Here is a 19,175-nt window from a genome sequence, read left to right as displayed (position 1 = left end):
GGAATATCGCTCTCCAGTTTGCTGCAGCATGAAGGGGTTTATTTAAGGCTGTGCATGCGCTAACATTGCGAAAAGTAATATTTTGTCGTATGATTACGTTAATATGCAGCGAGCGTAAATAAAATTTGAGATAATGGAGAGAAGTCCGTGACGGTTACCATTTATGATGTAGCAAGAGAAGCAGGAGTATCGATGGCTACGGTTTCTCGGGTTGTTAATAATAATCCGAATGTTAAACCGGCAACGCGCAAAAAGGTATACGAGGCTATTGAACGACTCGGTTATCGTCCGAATGCAGTTGCACGAGGCCTCGCAAGCAAGAAAACAACTACGGTAGGAGTCGTAATTCCGGATATTTCGAATGCGAATTTCGCCGAGGTTGCCCGCGGTATCGAGGATATTGCGAATATGTATCATTATAATATCATTTTGTGTAACGCGGATAAGAAGAAAGACAAAGAAATCCGTGTTATTAACACTCTTCTGGAGAAGCAAGTAGACGGCCTCTTGTTCATGGGCGGTGCTGTTACAGAAGAGCATATGCAGGCGTTCAAGACTGCGAATGTACCAATCGTACTTTGTGCGACGACTGATGAGAACGGACAAATCCCGTCTGTTGATATTAATCATGAAGAAGCGGCCTATGATGCGGTCCGCAAGCTGGTAGAGCAAGGTCATACACGTATTGCTATGATCAGTGGAACTCTGCAGGATCCGGCAAATGGTTATTCCCGTTATCAAGGCTACAAGCGTGCCCTTGAGGATTCGGGTATTCCTTATGACGAGTCGCTTGTTCGGACAGGCAATTACCGTTATGAGTCCGGCGCTGAAGCGATGAAATATTTCATTGATCTGTCGGTACGCCCAACGGCTGTATTTGCCGCTACGGATGAAATGGCCATTGGCGCTATTCATTGCATTCAAGATTCCGGACTGAGAGTACCGGATGATGTATCCGTTATTAGCGTAGATAATACACGTATGGCTTCGATGGTTCGTCCTCAGTTGACGGCAGTTGCTCAGCCGATGTATGACATCGGTGCCGTATCGATGCGTCTGCTCACGAAGCTGATGAAGAAAGAAGTAGTTGAGAACGCAAAAGTCATTTTACCGCATGAAATTGTCATTAGACAATCTGTTGGAGGTTTGCAAGCATAATGGGTTTTAACAAGATTGGCATTATCGGAGCAATGGTTGAAGAGATTGAACTGTTGCATCAGAACGTAAACGTAACAAACAGTGTTACGAAAGCCGGCATCACCTATTATGAAGGGCAGCTGCACGGCAAGACGGTTGTATTTTGCAAGTCTGGAGTAGGAAAGGTCAATGCTGCAGTATGTACGCAGATCCTGATTGATATGGACGTAGATTCCGTATTGTTCACTGGTGTAGCGGGTGCGCTTGACCCACGTCTTAATATTGGTGATATCGTTGTATCATCCAGCTGCGTGCAGCATGACATGGATGTTACTCCGCTCGGATTTGCCAAAGGCGTTATTCCGTTCCAGGAGCGTTCAGAGTTTGTGGCAGATGAGAAGCTTATCTCGCTTGCATCGGAAGCAAGTGAGCGTTTGTTCGAAGGACGTAGCCTGATCGGCAAAGTATTATCCGGTGATCAGTTTATCGCAAGTCGTGATACGGTTCGTGAGCTGTATGAAACGATGCAAGGCGCGTGTGCGGAGATGGAAGGGGCATCGGTCGCTCATGTGTGTGATATGAATGAGGTTCCATTTGTTGTTATTCGTTCGATGTCGGATAAAGCTGATGGTTCAGCGCATGTCAACTATGCAGAGTTTACGGTAACTGCAGCGAACAACTCGTATGCGATTATCGATGATATGATCCAGCATATATAGAGAAAAGGAAACGTCCGTACCTGATGGTACGGACGTTTTTGATTTATAAATCCTGCACCGCAATAGCTGTTGTTTGGCGATTTTTCACTTCGATCTCCGCCCTGCGTGGGATAGGCAATACTTGACTCATATCATCCAGCCAGCAGTCTGGCAGCGGGGTAGGACTTGCTCCCGACCATTTATCCAGCCAGGCTGCTGGTAAAGGCACGTCTTCGCCATTATTCAATTTCTGAACGATAGGGTGCTCGGACATTGTAAGCCAGACGAGCGACCAAGCACGAGGGACAACACGCCACCAATCGTATCCTCCGCCTCCCAGAGCCACCCAGCGGCCTTCTGAATGCTTGTGAGCAAGCTCATGGATAATAACAGGCATCTCTTGATAGATACGCATGCTGCAGTGTATATGCGACAAGGGATCATAGGCATGCGCATCGCAGCCATGTTGGCTGACTATGATATCAGGTTTGAATACCTCTGCAATCTTGGTAATAGAGCTTCGGAACGATTCCAGCCATGAATCATCTTCCGTATAAGGCTCCATTGGTACGTTAAAGCATGCTCCGAAGCCAGTATCCGCACCTCGCTCATGTACAAAGCCGGTTCCAGGAAACAGAAATTTGCCGGTTTCATGAATGGAATAGGTACATACTTCAGGCTCATTATAGAAGCTCCACTGAACGCCGTCTCCATGATGAACATCGGTATCAATATAAAGCACTCGTGCTCCGTAATGTTGACGTATGTATTGTATAGCAACCGCAGCGTCGTTATAGACACAGAACCCCGATCCGCGGTCTGGGAAAGCGTGATGAAGCCCGCCAGCCATATGATAGGCATGGTTTGCCGCGCCACTCATGACGAGCTCTGCAGCATGTACGGAGCCGGCTGCGATAGTTGCTGCAGCATTGTGCATTCCCGGGAAAAAAGGAGTATCCTCAGTGTTGAGCCCATATCGTCCAGCTGCTGCAGTATCTTCTACATTAGGCTTGTCCAAGCTTAGCCGCTGTACAGCGCTTATGTAATCTTCCCGATGGACGAGAGAGAGCAGCGCTTGATCAGCGGTGATTGAGGGGGATGCTATCTGGTCGTCATGCAGGGCTCCTACAGCTCTCAGTAAATCGATGGTTAAGGTCATCCGAATCGGACTAAAAGGATGCTGCTCTCCGAATTGATAACGGGTACTGTCAGAATGATGAACGAATATAGCGTTAGTCACTTCTTAACCTCCCAATTAATACATAAACCGCTGACGGAATCGGATACGGTCGAATTGCTCCTCGGACTCTTGAGGGACTTCTTTGCCGATGCGCACCATCAGGCAATTGGCCGGATGTGAGCAGATCTCCGGATCATCAGTTGCATACCAAACCATGCCAACGGATTTCATCAATTTTTCCATAATACCTCGGTATTCCCATACGTTGAGCTTGGTTCCTTCCAAGTCCCAGTGCCAATAATATTCGGTTGTGAAAACGATCATGTTCTCGAGCTGTTCATCTGCGAAGGCAAGTTGAATCATTTTTTTACCAAGTCCGTAAGACCGATATTGATCGGCCACTTCAATTGCACCAAGTTCAATCAGATCAGCCATTCCAGCTTCATACCAGCGTTCTAATTCATCAGGATAATGAAAGGTGACATAACCAACGATCATTTCGTCGACTCTAGCAATGATCATACGTCCTTCTTCCAGACCGGCAATCTCAACTAGAGCTTCATGCTGGTCTTTGGGCCTTCGAAAAGCGTCAAGACCAGCATGCATCGTTAATAATTGCAAGGATTCTGGTGGGACAGGACCTTCAATGAGACAAATCCGACCATCTTGCAATTCTATTTGCTGCTCATGATATATTTTGCGATGCTCCAATTACGGGTTCTCCTTTCCGAGGCCGTGAGCTCCCAAACCTTTTATAATTATGGTTATAGCAGACATCAAGGGAAATGAAAAGCGTAGTCGAACGGAAAGTCACTATGTTATAATTGTTGTGGCGGTTGAGTAACCGAAAGAATCGGTATAATAGGTCCGGCTTGTTTGCCTGCAAGATCCGGCTAGTGATTGTAAGCGTATTCTTTGTGGTTAATGTTTAACAGATTTGATGGGAGAGTGATAGAATGATCAACTTACATCAAGAACGAATTCCAGCGGTGGCAACAAATCCTAACCTTCCAAATTATGAACAAGCAACAGTTGATTTTGATTGGGAAGAGATTGAAAGCCATTTCAGCTGGCATGAGACAGGAAAAGTAAACATGGCGTACGAGGCCATTGACCGTCATGTGGAGTCCGGTAAAGGTGCTAATATTGCCCTTTATTATAGTGACAACGCACGTGATGAATCTTACACGTTTGAGCAAATGAGCAAGCAGTCGAATCGTTTTGCGAATGTATTACGGAAATTTGGCATTGGCAAGGGCGAGCGGGTATTTATCTTCATGCCTCGTACGCCGGAATTATATTTCAGTGTACTTGGTGCCTTGAAGGTTGGCGCTGTAGTTGGTCCGTTGTTTGAGGCATTTATGGAGACGGCTGTGAAAGACCGTCTACAGGATAGTGAAGCAACGGCTATTATTACAACACCAGCACTGCTCGGACGTATTAAACGCGATGAGCTGCCAAATTTGAAGCATATTATTGTTTTTGGCGACAATGTGGCTGCTGATGACACGGTTGTAGATTTTAGTGCAGAGATGGCACAAGCGTCTGATGAGACCGAGATTGAATGGCTTGGACGTGAGGATGGACTGATTCTGCATTATACATCCGGTTCGACCGGCAAACCGAAGGGCGTCTTCCACGTTCAAAATGCGATGGTTCAGCATTATTACACAGGGAAAATCGTTCTGGATTTGAAAGAAGGCGATATCTACTGGTGTACGGCTGATCCAGGCTGGGTAACCGGTACTTCCTATGGCGTATTCGCGCCTTGGCTGAATGGAGCGACCAATGTTATCCGAGGCGGACGCTTCAGCCCAAGCGATTGGTACGGCACGATTCAGAAATACGGCGTTACCGTCTGGTACAGCGCACCTACTGCATTCCGTATGCTGATGGGCGCTGGAGATGAGCTGGTGAACAGCTTTGATCTGTCGAGCCTGCGACATGTGCTTAGCGTAGGTGAGCCGCTTAATCCAGAAGTTGTACGTTGGGGAATGAAGGTATATAACCAGCGTATCCATGATACATGGTGGATGACAGAGACAGGCGGGCAGTTGATCTGCAACTATCCGTCAATGGATATTAAGCCAGGATCGATGGGCAAACCACTACCAGGTGTCAAAGCGGCAATTATTGATGATCAAGGCAATGAGCTGCCGCCGTATCGGATGGGCAATCTGGCGATTCAAACGCCTTGGCCAGCGATGATGCGGAAGATCTGGAACAACCCATCAAAATATGAAGAGTATTTCCGCATCCAGGGCTGGTACATCTCTGGCGACTCTGCTTATATGGATGAAGACGGCTACTTCTGGTTCCAAGGGCGTATTGATGATGTTATTAATACAGCTGGGGAGCGTGTAGGTCCATTTGAGGTTGAGAGTAAGCTTGTGGAGCATCCAGCGGTCGCTGAAGCGGGTGTAATTGGCAAGCCGGATCCAATGCGCGGTGAGATTATTAAAGCCTTTATTGCGCTTCGTGAGGGCTACACAGCGTCGGATGAGCTGAAGGCGGAGATTGCACAGTTCGTGAAGATCGGACTGTCTGCCCATGCTGCACCACGTGAGATCGAGTTCAAAGATAAACTTCCGAAGACACGCAGCGGCAAAATCATGCGCCGCGTCCTGAAAGCTTGGGAACTAAACCTCCCAACAGGTGATTTATCTACAATCGAGGACTAATTTTTCTCTTACTACAACAAAAGGCGCCACCGGGATAACCCCAGTGGCGCCTTTGTCTTTTTCTTTTCCACTCTTAACGGAGCAGGTTGAATGATTCTGGAGACTCGCCTTTGTACCCGGATTCCACTAGATGTAACTTGTTCAAGGAATCCGGGTACAACAGCGATCGGAAGAACATTCAAATGCGGAGTTTTATTTCCCCACCTTCACATGTTGAGAAGGCGGTGACTTACCGGTGTCATTTTCCGAGATGACATAAAATGATCCGGTTGTAAGTGGTGAGGCATATTCGAAGCTTGGATTTTGTGTTGCTCCAACCTCGACGTATTTGTCATCGTTATTTGCACTGTAGAACACATGATACTTAGTTACGTACTCTGCATCCGAGTTCGAGTTCCAGGTTAACAGAACACTTAAAGCGGTTGGTGTCGCAACTAAGCCGCTTGGAGCAGAAGGAGGGGCTAAATCAGGATGCTCCGTTCCTCCATCCGTACCACCTGATCCATCACCAGGCATACCTGGAATAACAGGAGTAGTTGATGATGAACCATTGCCGAACTGAACTACTTGACTAGCTGCGGATTCCTTGCCAGCAACGTCTACCGCTGTAACATAGAAGCCGTAGCCTTGGTTGCCAGATACATTAATTTTCACTTTCAACTCATCGCCAACGAGGATGGAATCCCCAAGCTTCTTAGCAGGTGCCTGATTAATGGATTGGTAGATCCTGTAGCCGACAATATCCTTTTCCGTTCCACCAGTAAAGGTTAGCATAACTACGCCGGAGCCAATCGACTGAAGCTTCACGTTGCTTGGCGCGTTTGGCGCATTGCCATCATCTACACGTGGATCCTTTTTGGATGGCGCATTTGTATCTGCATCAGCAGGTAAATAGGATTCAATCGGCTTTCTGCTGCTAGCCGGAAGCTTCTCTTGTGCAGCTCTGATCTCATCCATTAATTCATCGAGCGGTTTCTTACGTTTAATAACAATTTGCTCTCTAACCATATCCGCCGGTGTTGCCGGATTTGGAACATAATTGACACCGTTGAATGGAATGTACGCCATTTTCACTAAGGCATCATCTGTTTCTTTAGGCAAGTATTTTTTGTTGAACCAATCCGTTACAAGTTTACCCGATTCCTTAGTCAACTGACTAGGAAGCTTACCGCTTGCACTCGAGACGGTTGCTTTTACAAGACCGGAAGGTCTTTCGAATTCTTTTGAAGGGAACAGATCCGGTTTTGCTTTCGTAATTTCATTCATCATGAGGGCCCAAATCGAACGCGCCCGTTTCTTGCCATCAGTAGACAAGGAGTGAATTTGTTCCTCATAACCTGCCCATACGCCAAGCGTAATGTCAGGTGTGAAGCCCATAAACCATACATCGCCATAACTTTGAGTCGAACCGGTTTTGCCTGCTACCGGAATTTTACCGTATTGCTTGAAGTCCGATGTCAGAGAATGCGCTGTACCTTGACCACTCGAGATAACTGTCTTCAGCATATCTGTCACGAGGAACGCTGTTTGAGGCGAGAATACCTGTTTTGGTGTTTCTTTATGCTCGAAGACAGGTTTGCCGTTCGCATCAGTAATACGCTGAATCATATAAGCATCGTTGAAGACGCCTTTGTTTGGAATAGCACCGTATGCATTGGTCAGTTCTTCAACGGATACGCCGATGCTGAGGCCACCGATTACACCGGTTTGTGCATTATCATCCTGTGGTTGAAGCGTTGTAATACCTAGCTCGCGGGAAAACTTCCATGCGCCTTTGATCGTGACATCATCAAGGAAGATTTTGATTGCCGGCAAGTTAAGCGAGCGATTAAGCGCTTCGCGTGCCGTTACAAGACCCAAATATCGATTGGTCGAGTTTTTCGGAATATGGAAGCCCTTTTGACCATCCTTCAACACAACCGGTGCATCATCCACGATACTAGCAGGCTGGATCAAGCCTTTATCAATTGCAGGTAAATAAGCAGCGATGGTCTTCATCGTTGAACCAGGCTGACGTGTCATCTGGGTAGCAAAGTTCATTTGCTCCTCGTAGAAGTCACGGCCCTCGAGCATACTGAGAATCGCACCAGTCTTATGGTCGATCATGACAGCTGCTGTCTGTTCAAGACCCTTCTCCTTGCTGAACGGCGAGAAGTTTTTATCGTCTGCAGCTATAGTATGCATGATTTTATAAATATCTTTGTCGATCGTCGTATAGACATGATAACCGCCATTGAGCAAATGCTGACGGGCTTCCTCAATCAGAGGAGCATTTTCTTTCTTCTTCAGATCCGCAGCTGTCAGGTTCGGATTATCTTGAAGAAGCATAATTTCAGCAGCTTGGCGCTCTGCTTCAAGCATCAGATAAGGATAGGTCGTATAAGCCTTCTCTGATGGTGGTGCAAGTGAAGAACGAATATCGAAAGCTTTCGCTTCATCATACTGTTCTTTCGTAATACGGCCGAACTTTAACATTTGCGATAAAACCGTGCCCTGGCGTTCGATGGCAAGCAGGAAGCCTTCTTCATCGAATTGGCCTTTGCTTGTAAAGGCGGTGTACGCGGAAGGCCGCTGCGGCAGACCGGCAAGGTAAGCGGACTGTGCAATGTTTAATTGGTTAAGGTCAGTAATATTGAACAAACCTCTGGCTGCTGACTTAATGCCGTATAGGTTATAGCCGCTGGAGCCATTGCCAAATGGTACTTTATTCAAGTAAGCGGCGAGTATTTCACCTTTGGTCAAATATCTTTCCATCCGCAGAGCGAGGAACATTTCCTTCACCTTACGGCTGTCTGTCTTGTCCAAGCTGAGGAACACTCGGCGAGCGAGTTGCTGGGTCAATGTACTGCCGCCGGTCTGCGTATCTTCATTTAAGAGCTTCTGTTTAACAGCTCGTCCCAGGCCATTAATATCAACACCATGGTGATTCATGAAGTTGTTGTCTTCAATCGCGAGAACGGCATCAATGACCTGCTGTGGCAAGTCGTCGTATTCGATCGGAGTACGGTCTTCTTCTGTCCGAAGTTGTCCGACCAGCGTCTCGTCGTTGAAATACACATATCCTGTAATTGAGTTCTCGTTCACTTTTTCTTCAATTAAAGTTCGCGGTCGAACTTCCTCGCCTTTTACAAGCGAGGCGACATAACCGGTTAAGGCTCCGCCAGTTAATAACCCAATAAATATACCGAAATAAATGAGCCATTTGACAGTCATCAATGTTACGATTCCGAATGTACGCCATCCGCTCCCGCGGGGCGGCGGTGATTTGCGATCTTCTTCTTGCATATGTATGAACTCCCCCTCTAAATGACCAAAACCTATTATAACACAAATAAATAATTTGAAGCACTAACATCATTGACTTAGCATTACCCCTGTGGTATAAAAACTATAATGCGTTGATGGGTTTTTAGTAAACTGCGAATTGTGTTGATCAGAGAGCCGGTGGATGGTGCGAACCGGTGCACGCCGCATGTTGAATTACCGCCCGGAGTAAGTGGAGGAACGGCCGATTTCAATCGGAAGCCAGTAGTCTGCTTCGGAGTTGCAACTCCGTTATCAAGCAATGAAGTGAGAGCCGTGTAATTATTGCCATTTTGGAACAAAATGGCGGCGAGCTCTAACGAGGGTGGTACCGCGAGCTAATCCTTCTCGTCCCTTGGGGCTGGAAGGATTTTTTGTGTTCATTTTTAACTATAGACGCTTAGAGAGTGAGGAAAGTTGTATGGTGAAATGGGATCAGTTATCGGAAAATCAAAAAGCAGAAGTGGAACGCCAGCTTGGTGTTATCCGTCGTGGAGTTGTGGAGATCGTGCCTGAGGAAGAGCTTGTTGAGAAGCTTTCGAATTCCGTAGCAACGGGCACACCGCTCAAAATTAAGCTTGGTCTTGACCCGTCTGCACCGGATATTCATGTTGGGCATACGGTAGTGCTTCATAAACTTCGTCAGTTCCAAACGCTTGGTCATCAAGTACAGCTGATTATCGGTGATTTCACGGGTCGAATTGGTGATCCAACTGGCAAATCCGAGACGCGCAAACAGCTTACGGAAGAAGATGTGAAGCGCAATGCGGAAACATACCAGAAGCAAATTTACAAAATTCTTGATCCGGAGAAAACAAAGCTGTATTACAACTCCGAATGGCTTGCTCCTATGACCTTCGCAGATGTTGTAACTTTGTCGGCTAAACTGACAGTTGCCCGTATGCTTGAGCGTGATGATTTCACGAAGCGATACTCCTCAGGTCAGCCGATCAGCATTCATGAGTTCTTCTACCCGCTGATGCAAGGTTATGATTCGGTTGCTTTGGAAACAGATGTAGAGCTTGGCGGAACGGATCAGAAGTTCAATCTGCTCATGGGACGTACTCTGCAGAAGGAGTACGGCAAATCGCAGCAAGTTGCGATTATGACTCCGATCATCGAAGGTCTTGATGGTGTTAACAAGATGAGTAAGAGCCTTGGCAATTACATCGGTATTGATGAAGAGCCAGGTGAGATTTACGGCAAATCGATGTCGATCCCGGACGAGCTGATGGTGAAATACTACGAGCTGGCGACAGATATGAGCAACGAAGATCTGGCTACCCTTAAGGCTGGCCTTGCTGACGGAACGGTTCATCCTCGTGATGCGAAGATGCGCCTTGCAGCAACCTTTGTCCGTATGTACCATGGCGAAGAAGCAGCTGAAGCTGCGCAGCAAAACTTCATTACTGTATTCCAGCAGCGTGCTCTTCCTACCGACATTGAAGAAGCGGTTATTCCTGCAACCGAGCTGGATAACGGCCAAATCAAGCTCGTGAAGCTGCTTACGTTTACCGGATTGCAAACGTCCGTCAGCGAAGCAAAGCGGAGCGTTCAGCAAGGTGCTGTACGTATTAATGAAGAAAAGCTGTCCGATGTTGACGCCGTGATTACGCTTCAAGACGGAGACGTTGTACAAGTTGGCAAACGGAAATTTATTAAAGTGAAGCTGGGATAATCAGCAAAAATAGTGCTTTGAAGAAGCTTGCGAATACAAGCTTCTTTTTTTTCGCAACAAAAGAGGCGGTATATGCGTATGAATTAACAGCATATGGATGCTGTGAGAGGGGGATGGAATTGGAGGCGATATTCTGGGGATGTTTCGTCGGTGGAGCGTTATATGCCATTATTAGCGCCCTGCTGGGAGATTTGATTGGTCATGCGCTTGGAGGCATCCTTGATTTTTTATCGCTGGATGGACATCCGTGGATGAATCCAACAACGCTTGTTGGTGGGATTACAGCGTTTGGAGGCGCGGGATTACTGCTTATGCATTACACGACCATAGCGGTGATTATTGTTCTGCTTCTTGCCTTAATTAGTGGCGTGTTGATTGGCAGCGGTGGTTATTTCCTGTACGTTAAGCCAATGAGCGAAAGCGAGAATTCCATTGCGCTGTCTGAGAAAGATTTGACCGGCAAGATCGCAGAAGTACTTACGGCCATTCCTGCAACAGGCTACGGAGAAGTACTAGTCAGGGTGGGAGCGGGCAATACGAACCAAATTGCTGCGAGCTTCGACAAAGAGGCGATTCCGGGTGGAACAAGGGTCGTTATTGTGGAAGTGAAGGACAGTACGCTGTACGTATCAAAGTTAGATCCATACTAAGAAGCTTCATAAGCTGAGAGGGGTTTATTCATGCCAGAATATTTAATTATTCCTGTTATTGTTGTTGCTGTATTAGTTATACTCGGTATTGCCTTTTGGGCACGTTATCGGACGGTTAGTCCGGATGAAGCTATGATTGTGACTGGTTCTTTTCTTGGAAGCCGTAATGTAAGCTCGGATGAAACAGGGCGTAAAATCAAAATTGTACGCGGCGGCGGCGCATTTATATTGCCGATTTTCCAGAAAGCTGAATTTTTATCATTGCTTTCTCATAAGCTCGATGTCTCTACTCCCGAGGTCTATACGGAGCAAGGTGTGCCCGTTATGGCGGATGGCGTTGCAATTATAAAAATCGGCGGGATCGTTGAGGATGTAGCGACGGCAGCCGAGCAATTTATGGGTAAGCCTACAGAAGCGCTGAAGAGTGAAGCGCAAGAGGTGCTCGAGGGTCACCTGCGTGCCATTCTTGGCTCAATGACTGTAGAAGAGGTGTACCGGAATCGCGATAAATTCGCTCAAGAGGTGCAGGGAGTAGCCGCTAAGGATTTGAAGAAAATGGGTCTGCAAATTGTCTCCTTCACAATAAAAGATTTGCGTGATAAACATGGATATTTGGATGCTCTTGGTAAGCCCCGTATCGCCGCTGTTAAGCGTGATGCGGACATTGCCGAAGCGGAAGCTGTAAGAGACTCCAGAATTAAGAAGGCGCTTGCCGAAGAGGAAGGCCAGAAGGCGGAGCTGCTCCGTGATACGAATATCGCCGAGGCAGGGAAAGAAAAAGAGCTGAAGATTGCTTCCTTCAAGCGTGATCAGGATATGGCTAAGGCAGAAGCGGATCAGGCGTATTTCATTCAGGAAGCGCGTGCTAAGCAAAGCGTAGTTGAAGAGCAAATGAAGGTTGAGCTTGTTCGTAAGGAGCGCGAGATTGATCTGGAAGCAAAGGAGATCTTGCGTCGTGAGAAGCAGTATGATGCAGAAGTGAAGAAAAAGGCGGAAGCAGATCGTTATGCGGTTGAGCAGGCGGCTGAAGCGGATAAAACGAAACGTCTGCGTGAAGCGGATGCACTGCAGTATAGCATTGAAGCGGAAGCGAAGGCGAATGCCGAGCAGAAGCGTCTCGACGGTATGGCTGTAGCTGATGCTGAGCGTGCAAAAGGTACAGCTGAAGCTGAAGTAATCAGACTGCGGGGTCTTGCTGAAGCTGAGGCGAAAGAGAAGCTTGCTCAAGCGTTTGAAAGCTTTGGCGAAGCAGCGATCCTCGATATTATCGTGAAAATGCTGCCTGAGCTTGCAGGCAAAGTTGCTGAGCCAATTAAAGGTATCGATAAGCTTACGGTTGTTGATACCGGTCATGGTGAAGGAGCAGCTCGCTTAAGCAATTATGTTACCAGCTTAATGGCGACAGCTCCGGAAATGCTTAAGAATGTTTCGGGCATTGACGTGAATGCTTTGATGAAAGGCTTAACTTCGCGGGTGTCCGGTGGTGCACTAACCACACCGGCGGCCGCTGCTTCTGAGACATCTGTACAGATCCCACAGCCGGCTGAGCCTACCGAGAAGAAGGAGTAACCAAACACAAAAAAAATCCCGAAGCGGACACAAGATCCGCTTCGGGATTTTTTATTTCAAGACTTAACAGCGGCAATTCGTATCCGTCTGTAATCTGCTTGATATACACCGTTTACAACCTGCAGATTATGTTTTGCAGATTCGTATACCTCTTGCTTAGCAGCCTGTTTGTCTGCATCATTCAACCCTTTGAAGAATGCATCCCCAAACCCTTCGAGCCAATGCATCACACCTTTATCGCCTTCGGGCAGAGGAGTCGGCCGGTCGAAATGCTCGGCGATCCGAACTTGGAAGCCATGCTGCTCGAGCAAGCTCGTATATTCCCCTATAGAAGGGAAGAACCAGGGGTTTCGCTCAGCAGGATTGATGCCGTAGCGAGGCATTACTTCATAGAAAGCTTGGACGAAAGTATCAACATTGCCTTTGCCGCCAAATTCAGCGACAAATCGTCCACCACTTTTTAAAGCATGATGGACCGACTCAATAACACCTGATGCATTCTTCATCCAATGAAGGGCAGCATTTGAGAAAACAGCATCAAAACGAGCGTCCAGGGTAAACTGCTCGCCATCACCAACGAAAAAATGAATATCCGGATATTTAGTTCTTGCAGAAGAGATCATGGTCTCCGACTGATCCATCCCAGTTACCTGTGCACCAGCCTTCGCAATTTCAACAGCCAGATCTCCAGTGCCACAACCCAAGTCAAGAATATGCTCATCTGGCTTAGGATCCAGCCATTCCATAATTCCTTTTCCTAGCTGGGATACAAATCCAAGCTGCGAATCATAAGTACCGGGGTTCCATGCCTGTGTGCCTTGAGTGTTCATGTAACATCGCCTCCAATTGGTTATATCTATAGTTTTACCTCCGGTATCCATATAAGTGAAATATATAATAACTATTCTCTTTATAGTTTTAACCTATAATATGTGCAAGTAAAAACCCGAGGGCATAAGCTCTCGGGTTTTTGAGTCAAGCGATTAACGGCTGTAGAACTCGACGATTTGTTTCTCGTCGATATCTTGGGACAGCTCAGCGCGTTCTGGCAGGCGAACGAATTTGCCTTCCAAAGCTTGATCGTTGAATTCCAAGTAGTTAGGCAGGTGATGACGGCCTTCCATAGCTTCTTTGATCGATTTTTGACCACGGCTGCGCTCACGCAGACCAATAACGTCGCCAGTCGATACAGTGTAAGAAGCGATGTCGACTTTTTTGCCATTAACTGTTACATGACCATGCGATACCAACTGACGTGCGCCTGCACGGGAGTTAGCAAAGCCAAGACGGTAAACAAGGTTGTCCAGACGGCTTTCAAGAAGGATCATGAAGTTTTCGCCGGAAATACCTTTGATTTTAGCCGCTTTGTCGAACAAGTTGCGGAATTGCTTCTCGTTCAAACCGTACATGTGACGAAGTTTTTGTTTTTCTTGCAATTGAACGCCATAACCGCTCAGCTTTTTGCGTTGGTTAGGACCGTGTTGGCCTGGAGGGAATGGACGTTTCAATTCTTTGCCAGTACCGCTAAGGGAAATACCAAGACGGCGGCTGAGTTTAAATTTAGGACCTGTATAACGTGACATGAGTTGTGTAACTCCTTCAAAATTGGATTTTTGAGGATGGGGTTGTGTTTCGCCGAATACGCTCTATGCTTGAATTCTCGAAGCCTGATATACAGTTCAGCCGCTGGTCTATCAGCGAACGTACTCTCGAGGGTGACACAAAACCGTAAGCCCATGCATTCATTAATAGATAATATATGAAAATGAGGTCCTTTGTCAAGGCGCCAGCAACTGCCATAGATTGCTTCAAGAACGGTTCAAAAGACCTAAATGTTGGAATTTTGAGTAGTGCAAAATTCTCAAAAATAAAGTATGATTATATTCATTATAATAGTTTGCTAGACTCGCTCCTTTAATGCACGGAAGGGCTGGGTGTTGCCGATGGCGGAACGATATAATTATCGTCAGGCGAATGATGTAGCTGCCGCGGCAGCTCATCGGATGGAAGAAGATACGCGAACAATATGGTTTGAGAACGAAGATATTCAAGCTGCAGACAGTCCATACTTGCTGCCTTTGCTTCAAGAAAGCTTCGCAAGCTGGTGCAAGGATACGAGAGAGCAGCTTATGTTTGAGGATGGACAGTTCATATTGTTTGATTGGGAAATGAATTTGATCAGTTCAAATGTGAAATTAGACTCGCAAGCCGATGTGATCTCCACTGCACGGCAGGCGGCAGCCTCTATTATAGCATCAGGAACGACAGAAGAGGAACATACACTGGGGGCTGTGGCCGTTCCAGTATTCACTCGTTCAGATCATCGTCCTTTTTGTGTACTTGTTTATATAACGGAAACAAAACACAGCAGTGATAAACATGTTGCGCAGCTTAGTGCTATACATTTTCGGACATGCTTTTACCGACGATTCGAGCAGCTATATATCAAGGATCTGCTCATGCATCAGCAACGTACTGATAAAGAGGCAAGCAGGCGTGATGCGTTATTTCTGGCAGCTAAGCGGCTCTATGATCAGTTTGACGTCACATCGGTATTATCTGAGATGTTAAGCAGCCTTGAGCAGCTTTATCCGAACTCGGCAGCACATCTATTCCTGTCACAGGATCATGTGAATGGTGATCCCCGTGTTAGGCCGCTTGTATTTAAGAATGCAGCGCATGACCTGGTAGCCAAATCTTTTCTCGAAGGCAAGCTGGTGACGGAACAAGACCGTGATGGAACGAAGAGACTCGCCGTGCCGATGACAGGCAAACAAGCAGCCTACGGTGTATTATGCTTGACCGTTAATGCGGAAGGCTGGGATGATGCGGATTTACCGGCGTTCCTGCTTCTTGCTGATACGGCAGGGTCTGCATTTGAGAATGCAAAGCTGTATGAGCAATCGAATTTGCTTATTAATGAACTAAGACTGATTAACGAGCTGACGAAACGGCTGAATCAATCGCTCAAGCTAAAAGAGATATTCAAGTTCGCGACCACGGAACTTCTCGGCGTATTTGATGCGGATTATTGCTGCATTCTGCAGCTTAATAAAGAAAAGAATCAGTTTGTTGTCGTGTCCAGTAACATTCCAGCTATGTCCAATGAGCATTTCTCACCGGAATACGGTTTTAGTGGCATCGTACATCGTACGAAAGAGCCGCTTATTATTTCGGATTATTGGCATACGAGAGTTGTAAATTCGAAGTTGATGGATAATACAGGGGCGCGTTCACTGATCGCTACGCCGATTCTGGTGGAATCTGAAGTTGAAGGCGTTATAATGGTTGCTCATAAGAGTGCGAACTTTTTCTCCTACGACAATTATAAGCTGCTTCAAGTGATGTCTACCCATATCAGCCTTGCGATTACGAATGCATCACTGCATGCTGAAGTAAGAAGAATGGTCATTACCGATAATCTGACCGGGCTGCATGCCCGCCATTATCTGAATGAGCAAATTCAGAGCCGTCAGCGAAAAGATCCGCTTGGAGCGCTCATTCTTGTGGATATTGATCACTTCAAACAAATCAATGATACATTTGGCCATCAAGTAGGCGATCAGATCTTGGTGCAGGTCAGCAATATAATACGAGGCTCCATTCGTCAGGGCGATATTGCGGCAAGATGGGGCGGAGAGGAACTGGCCGTATATTTGCCGGGGATTCGTTCCGACCAAGCCTACCGGATCGCAGAGCGGATCAGGACACATGTTGAAGCGGAGACCAAACCGGTCGTAACGGTATCCTGCGGCGTGTCGGAATGGACATTCGAGAATGAGAAGATAAGTGTAGAATCGTTGTTCTACAGGGCTGACATGGCGTTGTATGAGGCGAAAAATAACGGAAGAAATCGGATTTACGTTGGACAAGCCAACTAAATCCTGACCCCGTATTTGTAAGGACACCCTTTGAGGTGTCCTTTTCTTTTTATGAGCTCGAATAAGGCACTGACTGTTCAGGGGACGATAAGATTATATGGATGTATTTACGGAGGTGTAGTAGATGACAATAATTAATCATACCTTGACTGGGGTAACCCTTGCAGCGTTGCTGCTCGTTCTGGCAGGATGCTCGAATGCTAGCCGTCCTCCAGAGGAATGGCTGAACTTATCGATTGCCGGTCTTGCGGGAACCGACCAATATGCATTCTCAGGGCAAACAACGGTTTCTACAGCCGAAGGATGGTCTTATGCTCCGCGTACTTTTGAAGGACATATTGAAGAGCATACGAAGCTGCATGCCAAGAATGATGATGGTGAAGAGCTTCAGTGGAGTCCAAGCGAGCTGCTCGAGAAAGTGAAAAATGCGGATAAACAAGTCAGTATTGATAATGCGGTATCGACTGGTGATACAGTAGCGCTTCATGTCCAGTTGAACGACCAGGAGGCAAACAAGCTGTGGAAGGAACAGCTTCAGCAGGAGATGAACAAACTTGCCTCTAATGCTCCATTAGAGGATGGAGCTTATAAGAATGCATGGATGAAGGAACTTAATGAATCACGCAAGACAATGGACAAAATGCTTAAGACCTTGCAAGTAAAGTCACAGTATGATGTCCTTATCGACCGGAATAGCCTTATTCCTCTCAAGCTGACTGAACACTCGACCTTTCAATATTCCTTATCAGGGAAAGATAAACAAGAGAAGCGGGATACAAGTGTGACATTCGACTCCTTTGATGGGACGGGAACTGTTCAATAGGCGGTCAACGTGCTAATATGTTCGAAGGCTGTTTTTTCATAACAGTGCTTGAAAAGATGGAGGTTTGAGAAATATGCGTGATGCAAGATTACAGAAGCTGGCAGCTAACCTTGTCGGCTACTCAATTGATGTACAGCCAGGCGAGAACGTGCTGATCGACTTGATCGGTTTGGAGCTGGAGCTTGGGAAGTGTCTGATTGAAGAAGTGACCAAACGTGGCGGCAGACCGTTTGTAGAGCTGAGCGACCGCTCTGTTCTGCGTACGATGCTGACCCATGCAACCAAAGAGCAAATTGAGCTTTGGTCTAAGCTGGATTTGGAACGTATGGAGCAAATGCAAGGCTATATCGGTGTGCGTTCGGGTTCGAATGTGAATGAGCTGTCCGATGTTCCGAAAGAAAAAATGCGCTTATACGAGCAATTATACACACATCCCGTACATATGGAGGAGAGGGTTAAACGGACGAAGTGGGTTGTTCTTCGTTATCCGACTCCTTCGATGGCGCAGCTGGCTAATATGAGCACAGAAGCGTTTGAGGATTTCTACTTTAACGTTTGTAATTTGGATTATGCGAAAATGGACCGTGCACAAGATCCTCTGCAGTCGCTAATGTCCAGAACTGACCGTGTACGGATCGTATCGCCAGGTACTGACCTTACATTCTCTATTAACGGAATTGGTGCGAAAAAATGCTCCGGTCAGCGCAATATTCCTGATGGAGAAGTATTCTCTGCACCTGTTCGTGATTCCGTAAATGGTGTAATTACGTATAATGCACCAAGCGTATACTCGGGAACAACGTTCCAGAACATTTCGTTTACCTTCGAGAACGGTAAAATTGTCAAAGCGACAAGTAATGATACCGCGAAGCTGAATGAGATATTGGACAGCGATGAAGGCGCGCGTTATATCGGTGAGTTTGCCATTGGTTTTAATCCATACATTCTGCATCCAATGAACGATATTTTGTTTGATGAGAAAATTGCAGGCAGCCTGCATTTCACACCAGGTCAAGCGTATGAAGAGACGGATAATGGTAATCGATCTTCCATTCATTGGGATTTAGTGTTGATTCAACGTCCGGAATACGGTGGCGGAGAAATTTATTTCGATGATGTTTTGATTCGAAAAGACGGCGTTTTTGTACTGCCAGAGCTGGAAGCGCTAAATTCCGAAAATTTGAAATAAATGAAAATGAAGCGTTTTTAAACTTTTCTCTTGATGGATGACATATTTCGGGTTATCATGAGGTCAAGGAAAGCTTTACTAATTAACTGGAGGGATTCCCCATGTCCAACAATGCAGCTATCGTAGAAATTTCCCAAGCGGCTAGCCAATTCCGCTCCTCAATCGTTCTGCAAGCCGATAACAAATATATCGACGTGAAGAGCATTCTTGGACTGTTTACGACGCTGGTAGGCGGTCACGCTTATGAGCTTCATGTTCATGGTCCAGACGCGGAAGAAGCAAAAGCAAAAATGGCTGAGATTTTCGCAAAACATAATTTGAACGTATCTGTAATTAGCGAATAGGACCGTTTAGGTCAACCACAAAAATGCGTTTCTTCTTTTAAT

Annotated in this window: 15 protein-coding genes and 1 other annotated feature; of the genes, 10 read left to right on the top strand and 5 right to left on the bottom strand. The window is 46.5% G+C overall.

The features are described 5' to 3' along the window. The first annotated feature begins 147 nt into the window (after window positions 1-147). Entirely contained in the window at window positions 148-1,158 is a 1,011-nt protein-coding gene (ccpA, locus tag AC0YNT_RS18220) for a catabolite control protein A (RefSeq protein ID WP_167277910.1), read from the top strand. Next, a complete protein-coding gene (locus AC0YNT_RS18215) occupies window positions 1,158-1,856 on the top strand; it encodes a 5'-methylthioadenosine/adenosylhomocysteine nucleosidase (protein ID WP_475805920.1) in 699 nt (232 codons plus the stop codon). Before ccpA ends, AC0YNT_RS18215 begins: the two co-directional genes overlap by 1 nt. A 43-nt stretch (window positions 1,857-1,899) precedes the next feature. Here AC0YNT_RS18215 and AC0YNT_RS18210 read toward each other — a convergent pair whose 3' ends face one another. Then, on the bottom strand, window positions 1,900-3,075 hold the full coding sequence (locus AC0YNT_RS18210) for an acetoin utilization protein AcuC (protein ID WP_475805919.1): 1,176 nt from the start codon (window positions 3,073-3,075) through the stop codon (window positions 1,900-1,902). Window positions 3,076-3,090: 15 nt separating this feature from the next. Continuing rightward, entirely contained in the window at window positions 3,091-3,726 is a 636-nt protein-coding gene (locus AC0YNT_RS18205; RefSeq protein ID WP_475805918.1) for a GNAT family N-acetyltransferase, read from the bottom strand. A gap of 245 nt (window positions 3,727-3,971) precedes the next feature. Between AC0YNT_RS18205 and acsA the strand changes: the two genes are divergently transcribed. Beyond that, window positions 3,972-5,696 carry an acetate--CoA ligase gene (acsA, locus tag AC0YNT_RS18200; protein WP_475805917.1) on the top strand — a complete coding sequence of 575 codons (1,725 nt, stop codon included), beginning with the start codon at window positions 3,972-3,974 and terminating at the stop codon, window positions 5,694-5,696. Window positions 5,697-5,888: 192 nt separating this feature from the next. Here the strand turns inward: acsA and AC0YNT_RS18195 are convergent, their stop codons facing one another. After that, window positions 5,889-8,981 carry a transglycosylase domain-containing protein gene (locus tag AC0YNT_RS18195; protein ID WP_475805916.1) on the bottom strand — a complete coding sequence of 1,031 codons (3,093 nt, stop codon included), beginning with the start codon at window positions 8,979-8,981 and terminating at the stop codon, window positions 5,889-5,891. 104 nt (window positions 8,982-9,085) lie between these two features. After that, window positions 9,086-9,358: a binding site (T-box leader), on the top strand. 62 nt (window positions 9,359-9,420) lie between these two features. Between AC0YNT_RS18195 and tyrS the strand changes: the two genes are divergently transcribed. From tyrS to AC0YNT_RS18180, 3 genes are all read left to right on the top strand, one after another. Continuing rightward, window positions 9,421-10,677 (top strand): tyrosine--tRNA ligase, encoded by a 1,257-nt coding sequence (gene tyrS / locus AC0YNT_RS18190; RefSeq protein WP_475805915.1) that lies wholly within the window; start codon window positions 9,421-9,423, stop codon window positions 10,675-10,677. Window positions 10,678-10,790: 113 nt separating this feature from the next. After that, window positions 10,791-11,327, top strand: a complete 537-nt coding sequence (locus AC0YNT_RS18185; RefSeq protein WP_475805914.1) for an NfeD family protein — start codon at window positions 10,791-10,793, stop codon at window positions 11,325-11,327. A 30-nt stretch (window positions 11,328-11,357) separates the two neighbouring features. Then, the gene (locus tag AC0YNT_RS18180; RefSeq protein WP_475805913.1) at window positions 11,358-12,896 is read left to right on the top strand and encodes a flotillin family protein; all 1,539 of its coding nucleotides are present in this window, start codon (window positions 11,358-11,360) and stop codon (window positions 12,894-12,896) included. A gap of 56 nt (window positions 12,897-12,952) precedes the next feature. Here the strand turns inward: AC0YNT_RS18180 and AC0YNT_RS18175 are convergent, their stop codons facing one another. Together AC0YNT_RS18175 and rpsD are read right to left on the bottom strand one after the other, a co-directional pair. Continuing rightward, window positions 12,953-13,726 (bottom strand): class I SAM-dependent methyltransferase, encoded by a 774-nt coding sequence (locus AC0YNT_RS18175; RefSeq protein ID WP_475805912.1) that lies wholly within the window; start codon window positions 13,724-13,726, stop codon window positions 12,953-12,955. A 153-nt stretch (window positions 13,727-13,879) separates the two neighbouring features. Then, the gene (gene rpsD / locus AC0YNT_RS18170; protein ID WP_475805911.1) at window positions 13,880-14,479 is read right to left on the bottom strand and encodes a 30S ribosomal protein S4; all 600 of its coding nucleotides are present in this window, start codon (window positions 14,477-14,479) and stop codon (window positions 13,880-13,882) included. Between the two features lie 360 nt (window positions 14,480-14,839). Between rpsD and AC0YNT_RS18165 the strand changes: the two genes are divergently transcribed. The 4 genes from AC0YNT_RS18165 (at window position 14,840) to AC0YNT_RS18150 (ending at window position 19,133) form a co-directional block, all read left to right on the top strand. Further along, the gene (locus AC0YNT_RS18165) at window positions 14,840-16,777 is read left to right on the top strand and encodes a sensor domain-containing diguanylate cyclase (protein ID WP_475805910.1); all 1,938 of its coding nucleotides are present in this window, start codon (window positions 14,840-14,842) and stop codon (window positions 16,775-16,777) included. Window positions 16,778-16,901: 124 nt separating this feature from the next. After that, the gene (locus AC0YNT_RS18160) at window positions 16,902-17,600 is read left to right on the top strand and encodes a hypothetical protein (RefSeq protein ID WP_475805909.1); all 699 of its coding nucleotides are present in this window, start codon (window positions 16,902-16,904) and stop codon (window positions 17,598-17,600) included. A 73-nt stretch (window positions 17,601-17,673) separates the two neighbouring features. Beyond that, window positions 17,674-18,789 carry an aminopeptidase gene (locus AC0YNT_RS18155; RefSeq protein ID WP_167277944.1) on the top strand — a complete coding sequence of 372 codons (1,116 nt, stop codon included), beginning with the start codon at window positions 17,674-17,676 and terminating at the stop codon, window positions 18,787-18,789. 101 nt (window positions 18,790-18,890) lie between these two features. Continuing rightward, entirely contained in the window at window positions 18,891-19,133 is a 243-nt protein-coding gene (locus tag AC0YNT_RS18150) for an HPr family phosphocarrier protein (RefSeq protein ID WP_015845356.1), read from the top strand. The last annotated feature ends 42 nt before the right edge of the window (window positions 19,134-19,175 follow it).

The organism is Paenibacillus sp. J22R56 (genome assembly GCF_056269375.1).
Note: the sequence above shows the minus strand (reverse complement) of the source record. Positions and strands in the feature narration are given on the sequence as shown.